The sequence below is a fragment of the Streptomyces flaveus genome, assembly GCF_014647675.1.
Classification (GTDB): domain Bacteria; phylum Actinomycetota; class Actinomycetes; order Streptomycetales; family Streptomycetaceae; genus Streptomyces; species Streptomyces flaveus.
The window spans coordinates 16,904-31,462 of record NZ_BMPQ01000014.1 but is presented as its reverse complement, the minus strand read 5'-3'; the positions used below and the strand labels follow the sequence as shown (position 1 = coordinate 31,462).

General features: G+C 70.4%; 14 protein-coding genes. 7 read left to right on the top strand and 7 right to left on the bottom strand.

The annotated features are described in order from the left end of the window. The 7 genes from IEZ21_RS47050 to IEZ21_RS25605 form a co-directional block, all read right to left on the bottom strand. A partial coding sequence (locus IEZ21_RS47050) for an FAD-dependent oxidoreductase (RefSeq protein WP_213089352.1) occupies positions 1–299 on the bottom strand: 299 nt, incomplete at its 3' end. 3 nt (positions 300–302) lie between these two features. Beyond that, positions 303–617: a MocE family 2Fe-2S type ferredoxin gene (locus tag IEZ21_RS25630; RefSeq protein WP_189324240.1), complete on the bottom strand. Its 315-nt coding sequence runs from the start codon at positions 615–617 to the stop codon at positions 303–305. Between the two features lie 12 nt (positions 618–629). Beyond that, on the bottom strand, positions 630–1,718 hold the full coding sequence (locus IEZ21_RS25625; RefSeq protein WP_213089351.1) for a fatty acid desaturase family protein: 1,089 nt from the start codon (positions 1,716–1,718) through the stop codon (positions 630–632). A gap of 172 nt (positions 1,719–1,890) precedes the next feature. After that, entirely contained in the window at positions 1,891–2,385 is a 495-nt protein-coding gene (locus IEZ21_RS25620; protein ID WP_078491579.1) for a PaaI family thioesterase, read from the bottom strand. Positions 2,386–2,431: 46 nt separating this feature from the next. Continuing rightward, entirely contained in the window at positions 2,432–3,406 is a 975-nt protein-coding gene (locus IEZ21_RS25615; RefSeq protein ID WP_189324239.1) for an LLM class flavin-dependent oxidoreductase, read from the bottom strand. A gap of 72 nt (positions 3,407–3,478) precedes the next feature. Further along, positions 3,479–5,929, bottom strand: coding sequence for a bifunctional acetate--CoA ligase family protein/GNAT family N-acetyltransferase (locus IEZ21_RS25610; protein WP_189324238.1), 2,451 nt, complete (start codon positions 5,927–5,929; stop codon positions 3,479–3,481). Positions 5,930–5,993: 64 nt separating this feature from the next. Beyond that, entirely contained in the window at positions 5,994–7,073 is a 1,080-nt protein-coding gene (locus IEZ21_RS25605) for an amidohydrolase family protein (protein ID WP_189324237.1), read from the bottom strand. A 189-nt stretch (positions 7,074–7,262) separates the two neighbouring features. Here IEZ21_RS25605 and IEZ21_RS25600 point away from each other — a divergent pair, with 189 nt between their 5' ends. From IEZ21_RS25600 to IEZ21_RS25570, 7 genes are all read left to right on the top strand, one after another. Beyond that, positions 7,263–8,570: a phenylacetate--CoA ligase family protein gene (locus IEZ21_RS25600; protein WP_189324236.1), complete on the top strand. Its 1,308-nt coding sequence runs from the start codon at positions 7,263–7,265 to the stop codon at positions 8,568–8,570. Beyond that, a complete protein-coding gene (locus tag IEZ21_RS25595; RefSeq protein WP_189324235.1) occupies positions 8,570–9,280 on the top strand; it encodes a hypothetical protein in 711 nt (236 codons plus the stop codon). The genes IEZ21_RS25600 and IEZ21_RS25595 overlap by 1 nt, the downstream gene beginning before the upstream one ends. Positions 9,281–9,425: 145 nt before the next feature. After that, positions 9,426–10,340 carry an SDR family oxidoreductase gene (locus tag IEZ21_RS25590; RefSeq protein ID WP_189324234.1) on the top strand — a complete coding sequence of 305 codons (915 nt, stop codon included), beginning with the start codon at positions 9,426–9,428 and terminating at the stop codon, positions 10,338–10,340. A gap of 10 nt (positions 10,341–10,350) precedes the next feature. Next, positions 10,351–10,809 (top strand): Zn-ribbon domain-containing OB-fold protein, encoded by a 459-nt coding sequence (locus tag IEZ21_RS25585; protein WP_189324233.1) that lies wholly within the window; start codon positions 10,351–10,353, stop codon positions 10,807–10,809. Beyond that, positions 10,806–11,957, top strand: a complete 1,152-nt coding sequence (locus tag IEZ21_RS25580) for a thiolase family protein (RefSeq protein ID WP_189324232.1) — start codon at positions 10,806–10,808, stop codon at positions 11,955–11,957. The genes IEZ21_RS25585 and IEZ21_RS25580 overlap by 4 nt, the downstream gene beginning before the upstream one ends. 14 nt (positions 11,958–11,971) lie before the next feature. After that, on the top strand, positions 11,972–13,231 hold the full coding sequence (locus IEZ21_RS25575; RefSeq protein WP_189324231.1) for an acyl-CoA dehydrogenase family protein: 1,260 nt from the start codon (positions 11,972–11,974) through the stop codon (positions 13,229–13,231). Then, positions 13,228–14,361, top strand: a complete 1,134-nt coding sequence (locus IEZ21_RS25570) for an acyl-CoA dehydrogenase family protein (RefSeq protein ID WP_189324230.1) — start codon at positions 13,228–13,230, stop codon at positions 14,359–14,361. Before IEZ21_RS25575 ends, IEZ21_RS25570 begins: the two co-directional genes overlap by 4 nt. Positions 14,362–14,559 lie beyond the last annotated feature (198 nt).

Sequence of the window (14,559 nt, the reverse complement as noted above, 5' to 3'; positions counted from 1 at the left end):
CGCCCGTCGGAGAGCACGGCGTGGTGAGCGTCGCGATCGATACCGGTGACGGCGGCCCCGGCGATGAACTCGATGCCGGCGTCCCGCAGCGCGCGGCTCTCACACAGCGCGGTGGGCTCGCAGGCCTCCTCAGGCCCGGTGAGCACGGACTTGGACAGTGGCGGGCGCTCGTACGGCAGTACGTTCTCCGAGCCCACCAGCGTGATCGGGCCGGTCCAGCCCGCCTCACGCAGCTCGAACGCGGCGCGCGTGCCGCATTCGCCGGCCCCGACGACCACCATCCCCGGTGCGGCGCCCACCGGTCAGCCGATCTCGATGAAGACGGTGCCGTCCTCGACCCGGACCGGGTAGGTCCGCAGGTCGACGAGGACAGGAGCGCCCGCGGCCCTCCCGGTGGTGTAGTCGAACCGGCCGTTGTGCTTGGGGCATTCGATGGTGTTGTCCATGACCAGGCCGTCGCACAGCAGCATCCGTTCGTGGGTGCAGTGCCCCGCGGTGGCGTAGAAGTCGTCGTCCGGGGAGCGGTAGATGGCGTAGTCCACCCCCTCGTGCTGGAAGGGGACGACGTCTTCGGGGTCGATGTCGTCGGTCTGGCATGCGGCTATCCACGTGGACATGCGGGGTGCCTCCTACTGGGCGAGTGCGCGGCCGTCGGAGCGGGCGTGCAACGGCGGTGCCCCCGGGGGCAGTTCACGGCGCACGTAATACGTCGGGTCCTTCAGCTGGCGCAGCACCGCCGGGATGATCTCCTTGTACGCCGCCCACAGCGACGGGTACGCGGGCGCCAGCTCGTCCTTGATCTCCTCGTGCAGCTCCGGCAGCCGGTGGTAGGGGATCATCGGGAACATGTGGTGCTCGACGTGGTAGTTCATGTTCCAGTACAGGAACCGGTTGACGCGGTTCATGTGCACGGTGCGGGTGTTGAGCCGGTGGTCGAGTACGTTCTCGCCCATCCCGGCGTGCTGCGTGAGGCCGTAGACGTAGAGCATGTAGCCGCCGTACATCCGCGGCAGGCCGACGAACATCGCCGGCAGGATCGAGCCGGTCAGCACACAGGCGGCGATCACGGCGGCGTAGATCGCCAGCCAGACGCGCGCCGTGCGGAACACCTTGGCCCGCTCGGTGTCGGGGACGTAGGTGCGCTGTTCCGCGGTGAGCCGTCCGAAGGCGTGCAGGAGGGTGTCGCGCAGCGCCAGGGGTACGTCGACCAGGCCGAGGAAGTTGGCCAGGAGGCGGGCCAGCCGGGCCGGCCGCATCACCTGGATCTCCGGGTCGCGGCCGAGGATCAGCGTGTCGGTGTGGTGCCGGGTGTGGCTCCAGCGCGACACGGTCGGGTTCCTCATGACCATGAACGAGGCCAGCCAGTACACGGCGTCGTCGAGCCGGCGGTTCTTGAAGGCGGTGCCGTGCCCGCACTCGTGCCAGCGTGAGTCCGATGCCGATCCGTACAGGACTCCGTAGGCGGCGAAGAACGGCACCGCAAGCCAGCTGCCCCAGAAGACGGCACCCAGTGTCCCGAACACCGCCATGGCGCCCAGCCAGATGACCGTGTCGCGGATCGCCGGGCCGTCCGAGCGGCGCATCAGCTCCTTCATCCGGCGGCGCGGCACGTCGCTGCGGAACCAGTCGGTGCCGTCGGCCAGCCCCGCCTCCACGGCGCGTTCGCCCTCAGGGCCGACCAGGCTGTAGCGCTGCAGACGTTCTCTGGCCTTCACCATGCATCCCTGTCCTCTCCATCGAGCCGGTCATGCGTGGGTAACTGGATCGCTCTACTAGAGCGCTCTAATTCCGGTAATGGTGAGAGCGGCCACCTCGCATGTCAAGACATTCGGTTGCAATAAGTTCGGTCAGGCGCTGGAACGCTCCGTCGGTTCCCGCTTCCAGTGGAAGCTACTGCTCGGCCAACCACGCCTCGTGGCGAGCGAAGTGCCCCGGATCCCGCGTCACCCAGACCCCCGACGCCCGCGCGAGCACCGCGCCGCCCGGCAGCAGCGTCATCTCGCCGGCGATGTACCAGCGCGAACCCTCCCGCCGCTCGACCCAGGCACGGACCTGAACCGGTCGTTCCACCGGCACCGGCTTCACGAAGCTCACCGTCAGTTCGGCCGTCACGCTCAACACCCGGTTCAGCAAGGGGAGATGGCCCAGACATTCGTCCATGACGGACGCCGTCCAGCCGCCGTGCGCGACGTTCGGCCCGCCTTCCTGGGACCGCGGACAGGCCAGTTCGAACCACGCCACGCCATCCGCGCCGAGCCGTTCCTTGTCCACGCCGAGACGACACGCACCGGCCGCGCGACAGGCCCCGCACAACGCGACCCCGCCCGTCGTACGCGGCGGCTCCTGGAAGTCCGATCCGGCCCACTGGGCGTTCGGCGTCGGCATACGGGCACTCCCTCGTCTCGAACCTCGGTACGTCAGCGTCAGCACATCAGACGTCGGCCAACAGCGGCCGTAGCTTCCCGGCGATCAGCTGAACCTGCCGGGCGACCATCTCCTCGGGCATCCCGGCCAGCGAAGCCCACAGGAACACCCCCTCGACCGGCAACCCGGCCACGTACTCCTTGACAGCCCCGGCCACCAACTCCGGTGTACCGTACAGAAATTGGGCGAAGCCACTCGCGCGCAGCCCGGTCTCCCGCCACTTCTCCGGATCGATGGGACGGGGAACCGGCTGATCGGTCCCCTCCACCATGTACCGGCGATAACTGTCCCACTGGTACGCCAAGTGCTCCCGCACCACCGGCCAGTCACCGTCCGGATCCTCGGTGACGAAGCTGGTGAACGAACCCTGCATCCGCGCCAGCGACCCTTCGTGCCCGCCCTCCACGAGCCCTTCCCGGTACGGCGCGAGCAGCGTGGGATTGAGCGACAGCAGCCCCGTACCCAGCCGGCCGGCCCGCCGGGCTCCCTGTGGCCCCTGGTAGCCGAGCCAGATCGGCAGCGGGTCCTGGACCGGACCCGGGGTGACCGAGGACGAGGCCCACAGTTCGCGGATCTCGCGGACCCGCCGGTCGGTGGTGGAGTACCGCTTGGCGAGATCCGCCCCGTACAACCGGTATTCGGGTACGCGATACCCGGTGCCGAGCCCGAGATCGAGCCGTCCCTCGCTCAGGATGTCCACGAGTGCGGCCTGCTCGGCGATCTCGGGTGCCGCGTGCAGCGGTGCGGGGATCACGGCCGTGCCAAGGCGTATCCGGCGGGTGCGCGCGGCAGCGGCGGCGGCCATGGTGAGCGGCTGCGGGAGATAGCCGTCCTCGAAGCCGTGGTGCTCGGAGAACCAGACCGAGTCGAGTCCCAGCCGGTCCGCCTCCTCGCACATCTCGAGGGCGAAGCCGTAGACCCGGGACCAACTCCGTTGCCAGGGCGGCGGGTTGCGCAGGTCGAAGTAGATGCCCACCTTCATGGCTCAGGCCACCTCTCGGCTCTTCACGCAGGGCACCTCGCGGCTCACTCCGACCGCCTCTCGGCTCTTCACTCAGACCGCCTCCCGGTTCTTCGGTTCGCACAGCCGGATCTCCGCCCGAGTGACGGCGACCCCTTCCCCGGGAGGCGCAAGGCGCACCGGACGCAGGTCCATCGCCTCGATCTCCGGGAGGTCCTCGACCATCGCGGAGATCCGCAACACGGTCTCCTCAAGGGCCGCCAGATCCACACCCCGGCCACCCACCCGGCCGTCCAGCAACGGCGCCGCCCGCAGCGAGCGGATCATCTCGCGCGCGTCGCGGTCGCTGAGCGGAGTGACGCGGTACGCGACGTCCGCCATCAGGTCGGCGTAGTCCCCGGTGAGCCCGAACGCGACCACCGGCCCGAACACCGGATCGGCGTCGACGCGCAGGAACGCGTCCCGGCCGGGACCGGATCCCGTTTCGTCGCTTACATCGCTTACGTCGATCCCGTAGCACCCCAGCAACTCCCGGGCCACGGACGCCGGAACCGAACCCGCGGACAGCCCGGCGAGCAGCGCCCGCGCACGCTCCGTGTCGATGCCGTCGAGGTCCGGTACGAAACCGGCCGGACGGCTCCGCCACGCCTCGTACGCCGCCGCATGACCGAGCGAGGCGGCGGCCGACTCGGGGAACGCGTAGGTCGGTACGACCAGTTCGCCCCGGCGCAGCAGATCGGCGACGCCCGCGCCGCCCAGGAAACTGGTCACCACCGGTTTCGACGGCTGGGCCGACGCCGCGTCGAGGATCGCCGACGCCACCTCGTCGGCCTTGTCCGCCAGCGGAGGCATGAACAGCACGATCGCGGCGTCCACTTCGTCGTCGGCGAGCACGGCGTCCAGCGCCTGCCGGTAGTGCGCGGCGGTGGCCGTCGGCGTCAGGTCGACCGGGTTGGCGACCTCCGCCTGGGGCGCGAGCGCCGAGCGGAGCGTCTGACGGGTGCGGTCGCCGAGCGTGGCGACCCGCAGCCCGCTCGCCGCGCAGGCGCCGACCGTCAGCGCGGCCGGACCGCCCGCGTTGGTGAGCACGGCGACCCGGTTGCCGGCCGGGGGAGGCTGATGGGACAGCAACAGGGCGACGTCGAACAGCTCCTGGAGGCTCCGCGTACGGATCACCCCGGACTGCGCGAACAGCGAGTCGACAGCCGTGTCCGCGTGCCCGGGATGGACCGCGACGATCGGCTTGCGCGGGGCGACCCGGCGGGCGATGCGGGCGAACCGGCGCGGATCGCCGAAGTGCTCGACGTGCAGCAGGATCACCGAGGTGCCGGGGTCCTCGTCCCACCACTGGAGCAGATCGTTGGTGGACACGTCGACGGAGTGCCCGACCGACACGAAACCGGAGAAGCCGAGGCGCAGCCGCCGGGCCAGGTCCAGCACGGTGAGGCCGAGCGGCCCGGACTGGCTGGACATCGCGACCCGGCCGGGCGCGGGCAGGGCGGGCGAGAAGGTCGCGGCCAGCCGCGCTCCGGAGCTTGTGTTGACCACACCCATGCAGTTCGGGCCCACCAGCCGCATCCCGGAGGCCCGCGCGAACCGGGCCAGCTCCAGCTCGGCCGCGCGCCCGTCGGGACCCGTCTCGCCGAAGCCGGTTGATACGACAACCACCGCCTTCACGCCGGCCTCCGCACACTCCCGTACGACTCCCGGAACGGCCTCGGCCCGTACGGCGACCAGCACCAGATCCGGAGGCTCGGGCAGCTCCCGGATGCTGGGGTAGGCCCGTGCCCCGGCGATCTCGTCGGCGTGCGGGTTGACGGGGAAGACGCTGCCGGGGAAGCCGCCGCGCAGCAGGTTGGCCACGATCTCGTGGCCGATGGTCAGCGGGCTGCGGTTGGCGCCGACGACGGCGACGGACCGCGGTTCGAGCAGGGGCCGCAGCGAGCGCCGTACGGCCGTGTGCTCGCGCCGCTCGGCCCGGGCGACGGCCTCGGCCTGCGGGTCGATGGCGATGTCGAAGTGCAGGATCTGGCCGGGCGGGCCGGTCTCGACCCGGTAGCCGGAGCCGAGGAACACATTGATCATGCGTACGTTGTCGGTGAGCAGGTCCGCTTCCAGGACCCGGATCCCACGGTCCCTGGCCGCCGCGGCGATGTGTTCGAGCAGCAGCCGCCCGAAGCCCTCGCTCTGGTGGTCGTCCCGGATCGTGAACGTGACCTCGGCGTGGTCCGGCCGTTCGGCGTCGCGCAGATAGCGGACCAGGCCGACGATGTCGTCACCGGCGAGGGCGACGAGGGCCAGCTCGTTGAGGTAGTCGACGTGCGCGCCGCGCCGGATCACCTCGTCCCGGGCCCGGACCACCGGGCCGAGGGAGCGGAACGCCAGAGTCGCCCGCGACAGCCGGCCGACGAAGTCGACCAGCCGGTCGGCGTCGTCCGGCCGGATGGGACGGATGAACGTCGACCGGCCGGTCCGTACGAGCCCCGGCTGTTCCAGATCCTCGGGATATTCGGGCGATTCGGGATATTCGGGCTGGCGGGTCATGAGCGCTTCTTCGCGCCTCCTCGCGGACGGGGGTTCAGCGGCCGGGCTTCAGCGGATGACGCGTTCAGACGGCGGCCTCTTCGGGCGTCTGCTCCGGCGGGCTGAACAGTTCGTTGAAGGTGCCGCGGGTGACCCGCTCACGGATCTTGTCGTCCACGCCCTCGAAGAGCTCGTGCAGCGTCGACTGGGTGTGGCCGTACGTGCCCTCGAGGTGGGGATAGTCGTCGCCCCACATCACGTTGTAGTAGCCCGTCGCCTCCACGACCTCCACGGAGCTCTTGTCGTGCTGGAAGGAGGCGTACACCTGCTGCCGGATGATCTCGCTCGGCAGCCGGCTCAGCTTCGGCCGTACGAACATGCCGTGCTGGCGGTAGGCCTCGTCCATCCGGTCGCCGATCGCAGGCACCCACCCGGCGCCGCCCTCGGCGATGAGGATCTTCAGGTCGGGGTGGCGGTCAAGGGCGCCACCCGCGACCATGTGGGCCACCACGCGCATGCCCGGGTAGGTCGTCTCCATGTAGTTGACGACCGCGCCGCCGGGACCGCGGAAGACCACGTTCTCGCCGCCGGTGCCGATATGGAAGGCGAGCACCACCCCTGCTCGCTCGGCGGCGGTCCACAGCGGCTCCCAGCGGTCCAGCGCGTACTCCTCGCCGGGCCGTGTGGAGCACGGCAGGAACACCGACTTGAAGCCGAGCTCCGCCACGCGCTCGACCTCGGCGACCGCGTCGTCGATGTCCGCCGTGGAGACGCAGGCGGGTGTGATGACGCGCTTGTTCCTGCCGAGGATCTCGGAGTGCGCCCAGTCGTTCCAGGCCCGTACAGTCTCCCGGGCCAGCTCCCGCTCGGTGATCGAGACCAGCCAGAACCCCATGGAGGGGAAGGCCAGTTGGCTCCAGACGCCCTCCTGGTCCAGGTCCTTGAGGCGTACGTCGAGATCCTTGGCGCCCGGCGGGCGCATGGCGTCCATGAAGTCGTTGAGCTGGCGGTCGATGCGCTCGCCGTCGATGTAGAGCACTTCGTACTTCTCGCCGCGCTCACTGCGTGGCGCCCGCTCGGCGAGACGCGGCGGCAGGGCCTCGGTCCACAGGTCGTCGGGCTCCATCACATGGGAGTCTCCCGAGTTGACCCAGATCTTCGCCATGGCGCTCCTTCGGGGCAATGGATGCAATTAGTTAGACACTTTAGGTGTTGTGCGGAGCTACGGGAAGACTCGGCCGTGTCGTCTGCCTCGAGTGGGCGGGTGCATCGAGCTGATTCCGTCCAATTAGTTGACTCATTACGCTGATAGCTGGAAGATCTGGGCAGCCGAACGAGGCTGCGAGGAGGCGCCATGGCCGGTAACAGGTACTTCGAGCCACAAGTGGAGACGATGCCCCGCGATCAGCTCCGTGCGAGGCAGCAGGAGCGGGTCCTGGAGCTGGTCGAGTACGCCTATGGCAACTCGGCCTTCTACCGCGAACTCTGGGACGAACACGGCGTACACCCGCGGGACATCCGCTCCCTGGAGGACTTCCAGGAACGCATCCCCTTCATCACCAAGGACATGGTGCGCGCCTACCGGGCCCGCACCAAGGACCCCTTCGGCGGACTGCTCTGCGTCCCGCCCGAGGAGCTGACCTCCGTGTCCTCCAGCTCGGGCACCACCGGCGACCCGGAGTTCTTCGCCGAGATCTGGGAGGACGCGCCGCCCCTGATCACCGCACAGGTGCGTGACCTGTGGGAGCTCGGACTGCGGCCCGGGGACGTGGTGCTCAGCCCGCCCGGCACCTTCCGCAATCTCATGGACCCCGGCTACCAGGCGCTCGGCGCGGTGGTCGTCGAGGTGGACACCTGGCTCGGCAAGATGCACGAGGTCGTCGAGGCCGTCCGCACCTACCGCCCCGCCTACCTCCAGATGATGTATCCGCAGATGGTGGAGCTGGAGCATCTGGCCGACAAGGTGGATCTCAAGGAGGCGTTCTCCTCCCTGAAGGGCGCCTCGTGCGCCGGCCAGCCGCTCAGCCGCAGGATGCGCGACCGGATCCGCGACGACTGGGGCATCGACGTCTACGAGTACACCAGCGCGGCCGACACCGGCACCGCCTGGGAGTGCCGGGAGCACGACGGCTTCCACCTCTGGGAGGACACCGTCTTCGCCGAGTGCCTGGACATCGACGAATCCGGGTCGCGAGAGGTCGCGGCGGGCAGCGTCGGCGAACTGGTCGCCACCGACCTCGACAACCGGGCCGCGCCGCTGATCCGTTACCGCAGCGAGGACCTCGTACGGCTGTCCCGGGACACCTGCGGCTGCGGACGCACCCACGCCCGCATGTGGGTGGCAGGCCGCAGCGGCGACGAGACCCTCGTCCAGGGGCGTTCCGTGGTCCTGCGGGACATCTGGCAGGCGGTGGAGGACCAGCCGGAGACGGTGGCGGGCGTCTTCCAGATCGTACGAGCGGCCCGCGAGGTCGACGAACTGCGGCTGCGCGTCGGCTACGACCCCGAACTCACCGCCGACGTCGAGGCCTTGGCCGGGCGGCTCGGCAAGGCCGTGCACGAGCGGACCGGTGTCGAGCCGGTGCTCGATCTGCGCACCGAGGAGGAGCTGTTGCAGACCATGACCAGCGTCGCCAAGTTCCCGAGGGTGGTGAAGAGCTGATGGCACGCGCCGACACCCTGGCCAGGGCCCGCGAACTCGACCGGCCCGACCTCGCCTACATCGTGCGTTTCCCAACCGCGGACGGCATCCAGGAAACCAAACTGACCTGGGCGGAGATCGACCGCGACACCGCCTGGGCCACCGCAGCGCTGCGCGGCCACCAACTGGCCGCCGGACAGCGGGCGTTGCTGACCGCCTCCGGATTCGAGGGCTTCTGGGGCCGCTCGGTCATCGGGGCGCTGCGCGCGCTGAAGGTGACGTACGGCATCGCCGAGGCGATGGGCTGGGACCACCGCCGTACCGCGGTCTTCCACCGGGAACTGAAGCCTCACGCGGTGATCGGCCTGTCCGCCGAGACCCTGGAGGGACTCAGCGGCGGCGCCGACATCGGCGAGATGTTCCGGGCGACCCAGGTCGTACTGGCCCGCCCGGCCGCCGTACCGCTGCTGCGCCGGGCCGGTGTGCCCGCCGCCCTGATGACGACGGTGGGTCCGGCCCTCGCACTGGAGTGTCCCGAGCGGACCGGAGCGCACGTCAACGGCGCCGAGTGGCGGGTCGGCGAGCGGGACGGGGGGCTGTTCATCGCGGCGGGGGAGGGGCGCGGGTCCGGGCTTCCGGAAACGCCGCTGGGCCTTGCGGGCCAGGTTGTCACGGACAGGTGCGGCTGCGGCAGCGAGGACCCGCGAGTGCTTCTCGCGGAGATCAACTAGGGCGCCTTGGTGAGGGCCGGTCCAGTACAGCGCCCCGTAAGGGGCGCGGGGCGGTGGCATATGCGGCTCCGCCGCGCGGGCGCGACCAGCCCCCACCGCCCCGCAGATTCAAAACTGTCCTTCCAAGCGGAGCGTAGGAGTTGGGATGTCGCAAGGAGTGGTTGACGGCCGAGTCGTGGTCGTCACCGGAGCCGGCAACGGGATCGGCCGCGCCCACGCGCTGGCGTTCGCCGCGCAGGGCGCGAAGGTCGTGGTCAATGACCTGGGCGGCTCGCGCGACGGCGCGGGCGCCTCGGCCGGCCCCGCCCAGACCGTGGTGGACGAGATCACCGCGTCCGGCGGCGAGGCGGTGGCCAACACCGACGACATCTCGTCCTGGGACGGTGCCGCCCGGCTCGTCCAGCAGGCCGTCGACACCTTCGGCGGCCTGGACGTACTGGTCAACAACGCGGGCATCCTCCGCGACCGGATGATCGTGTCGATGACCGAACAGGACTGGGACAGCGTGCTCGCCGTCCACCTCAAGGGCGGCTTCGCCACCCTGCACCACGCGGCGGCGTACTGGCGCGAACGCGCCAAGTCCGGGCAGCAGAACGACGCCCGCGTCATCAACACGACGTCCCCGTCCGGCATCTTCGGCAACCCCGGCCAGTCGAACTACGGCTCGGCGAAGGCCGGTCTCACCAGCCTCACCATCATCGCCGCCGCCGAACTCGCCCGCTACGGAGTCACGGTCAACGCCATCGCGCCGACCGCCCTGACCCGACTGACCGAGGACATCGAGATGATGAAACGGGCCGCCGAGAGCCAGGACCTGACCCCGGAGGCCATCTCACCGCTCGTGGTGTGGCTGGGCTCGGCGGCCTCCCGCGAGGTCACGGGCCGCGTCTTCGGCGTGATGGGCAACCGCATCACGGTCCTGGAGGGCTGGGTCAACGGCCCCGGCGCGAGTGCCGAGTCCCGGTGGACACCCGAGGAGCTGTCCTCCGTCGTCCCGAACCTCGTGGCCAAGGCGGCACCGAACGCCGACGCCCTGGGCAACCGCAACGGCACGGCGTGAGGGGCACGAGATGACGACGCAAAAGCCTGTAGCAGACGGCCTGTTCACCTGGCCGCCCACCGACCAGCCCCGGCTCATCGGCACCGAGTGCACGGCCTGCGGACTGGTCAGCTTCCCCACGGACACCCACTGCGTACGCTGCGGGAGCCCGGAAGCGAAGGAGCGGCTCCTGGCGGACAGCGGCACGCTGTGGACCTTCACCACCCAGGGCTTCCGCCCACCCTCACCGCCGTACGACGGATCCGACACCGCCGCCACCTTCGAGCCGTACACCGTCGGATACGTCGAACTCCCCGGCGAGGTCCTGGTCGAGGCCCGGCTCACCGAACCCGACCCGGAGAAGCTGACCATCGGGCAGCGGATGCGACTCACGCTCGTGCCCTACACCGTGGACGCCGACGGCACCGAGGTCCTCACCTTCGCGTTCACCCCGGCCGACGAGCCCGACGAGCCCGAGGAGCAGTCATGACGGAAGCGGTCATCATCGGAACGGGACTGCACCCCTTCGGCCGCTTCCCGGGCAAGCCCGCGATGGACATGGGCGCGGACGCCGTACGCATGGCGCTCGCCGACGCGGGCGTCAACTGGCCCCAGATCCAGGCCGGTTACGTCGGCAGCTTCGAGGTCGCCAACCCGGACGCGATCGTCGGCCGCCTCGGCCTTACCGGCGTACCGCTGCGCGGCGTCTTCAACGGCTGCGCCACGGCCGGCACGGCGGTGGCGCTGGCCGCCCGCGCCATCGAGACCGGCGAACACGAACTGACCATCGCCATCGGCATGGACAAGCACCCGCGCGGCGCCTTCGCCGCCGACCCGTCCGTCGCCGGAATCCCTTCCTGGTACGGGCAGACCGGACTCTTCCTCACCACTCACTTCTTCGGCATGAAGATCAACCGCTATATGCACGACCACGGCATCTCCCACGAGACGCTCGCACGCGTGGCGGCCAAGAACTTCGGCAACGCCGCCGGTAACGAGAAGGCCTGGCGACGCACGCCGCTCACCGTCGAGGAGATCCTCGCCTCACCGGTCCTCAACTACCCACTGCGGCAGTTCATGTACTGCGGACCCGACGAGGGCGCCGCCGCCGTCGTCATGTGCCGGGCCGACCAGGCCCACAAATACACCACCTCGACGCCGATACGGGTCCGGGCCACCGCCCTGCGCAGCCGCCGCTTCGGCGCCTTCGAGGTGCAGAGTCCGTCCGTGCCGGTGGGGGAGCCGGTGGCGAGTCCGACCGTGGACGCCTCCCGGGCCGCGTACGAGCAGGCGGGCATCGGACCCGAGGACGTCGACATCGCCCAACTCCAGGACACCGATGCCGGATCCGAGATCATCCACATGGCCGAGAACGGGCTCTGCAAGGACGGCGAGCAGGAACGCCTCATCGCCGAGGGCGTCACCGAGATCGGCGGACGTCTCCCCGTCAACACCGACGGCGGACTGCTCGGCAACGGCGAGCCCATCGGCGCGTCCGGACTGCGCCAGATCCACGAGATCGTGCTCCAGTTGCGCGGCACCGCAGGGACCCGGCAGATCCCCGGCACGCCCCGCGTCGGCTACACCCACCTGTACGGCGCGCCCGGCGTGTCGGCGGTGACCATCCTGTCCACCTGACCGCGGAGCCCCAAATGGAACACGACATGCAGGCCTTCGCCGCCGAGGTACGCAGCTTCCTGGACGCCCACGTGGCGAAGGCCCCCGACCGCACCGCCTTCACCTGGGGCGAGGGCGACGACTCGATGGCGTACTTCAGCTCCCTCCCGCCCGAGGAGGAGCGCGAGCAGGTGCGGCGGGCGCGGGAGTGGCAGCGGATCCGTTACGAGAACGGCTTCGGCTGGATCACCGGACCGCCCGTGTACGGCGGACGCGGACTCACCCCCGTACACGATCTCCTCTACGACGCCATCGAGTCCGAGTACGACGTCGCCGACACCGGCACGCTCAGCGTGATCGGCCTGGGCATGATCGGCCCGACGATCCTCGCCCATGCCGCGCAGCCGCTGAAGGACCACTGGCTGCCCGCGATGTACCGCGGGGACGCCATCGCCTGCCAGCTGTTCAGCGAGCCCGGCGCCGGCTCCGACCTGGCGAGCGTGACGACCCGTGCCGTCCGCGACGGCGAGGACTGGGTGCTGAACGGCCAGAAGGTGTGGACCTCGGTCGCCCAGCACAGCCAGATCGGCCTCGCGCTCACGCGCACGAATCCGGACGCGCCCAAGCACCGCGGCATCACCGCCTTCCTCGTCCCCATGGACACGCCCGGCGTGGAGGTCCGCCCGCTGCGGCAGATGACCGGCGGCGCGGACTTCAACGAGGTGTTCCTCACCGACGTCCGCATCCCCGACAACCACCGGCTCGGCGAGGTCGACGGCGGCTGGACCGTCGCCCTGACGACCCTGATGAACGAGCGTGCCACGGTCGGCAGCGAGGGCGCCGGACCGGTGGCCGCCGCCCTGTCGCCCGACCGGCTCTCCGCGCTGATGCGCGCCACCTGGACCTGGGACGACCGGGCCCTGCGCGGCCGGCTCGCCGAACTGCTCGTCGACGTCCTCGCCACCGAACACCTCAACGCCCGCGCCCTGCGCAAGCTGCACGCGGGCGTCGCCCCCGGCCCCGAGATGTCCGTGTCCAAGCTGCTCTACGGCCAGAACCTCACCAAGGCCGCGCACTTCGTCTCGGACGTCCTCGGCCCGCGCGCCATCGCCGACACCGGTCAGTGGGGCACGTACGCCTGGACCGAACTCCTGTTGGCCACCCCGGCGTTGAGGATCCTCGGCGGCACCGAGGAGATCATGAAGAACATCCTCGCGGAACGCGTCCTCGGCCTGCCGAAGGAACCGGGCATCGACACGAAGTCGCCGTTCCGTGAACTGGGAGGTGTGGCATGAGCGTTGGCGCAGCCGACGAGAGCGAACTGAGCGAACTGCGGTCCGCCGTACGGGACTTCCTTGAGGCGAAGTCGCCCGAGGAAGCCGTCCGCAAGCTCATGGAGAGCGAGCCGCGTTACGACCCCGCCGTATGGGCCCAGTTGACCGAGCAGCTGCGGCTGCCGGGCCTGGCGATCCCCGAGGAGTACGGCGGTGACGGCTTCGGTCCCGTCGAACTCGGCGTCGTCCTGGAGGAGATGGGCCGCGCCCTGCTGTGCGCACCGTTCTTCGCGACGGTCGTCCTGGCCGCTCAGGCCCTGCTGGCTTCGGGTGACGCCGAAGCCTGCGCGCGCTTTCTCCCCGGTATCGCCGCGGGAGCGACCACGGCCACGCTGGCCGTCGCCGAGAACAGCGGTTCCTGGGACCCGGCCCTGATCTCCGCGCGTGCGGTGCGCGACGGGGAGGGTGGAGAGGGCGGCTGGAGACTGACCGGCCGCAAGAGCTTCGTGATCGACGGTACGACGGCTGACCTGGTCCTGGTCGTCGCCCGTACAGTCGGCGGACCCTCGCTCTTCGCCGTCGACGGCACAGCGCCCGGCCTGACCGCCGAGTCCATGGAAACCCTGGACGCCACCCGGGCGATGGCCCGGCTGACGCTGGACGCCGTCCCCGCGACGCTCATCGGCTCCGACGGATCCGGCGGACGCATCATGGCCAAGGTCCTGGACTTCGCCTCGGTCGCCCTCGCCGCCGAACAGTCCGGCGGCGCCCGCCGCTGCCTGGAGACGGCGGCCGAATACGCCCGCACCCGCCACCAGTTCGGTCGGCCCATCGGCTCCTTCCAGGCCGTCAAGCACAAGTGCGCCGACATGCTCGTCCAGGTCGAACTGGCCGAGGCCGCCTCCCGCGAGGCCGCCCGGCTCGCCGCCGAGGGCTCCCCGGACTACCCGGTCGCCGCAGGCGTGGCGCACGTGGCCTGCTCACGGGCGTACATGTTCACCGCGATGGAGAACATCCACGTCCACGGCGGCATCGGCTTCACCTGGGAACACCCCGCCCATCTGTACTTCCGCCGCGCCAAGTCCTCCCAACTCCTGTTCGGAGGCCCGGCGGTGTACCACGAGCGGCTGCTGGACCGGCTCGGCATCTGATTGAACCGCTGCGCCGTCGCCAGGCCCTGTCTCCCCGATCTTCGCGGGCGCACGACGCCTGGCACGGCACCTCGCCGCACGGCCGCATCACCCAAGTACGTCCAGTACGAGGGCGATGCGGCCGCACGCCGATGCTCCCCCACTGCCTGAAAGGCGTGGGAGGTGCCCCCAGCACCAGACGCCGCGCGCTGATCCGCG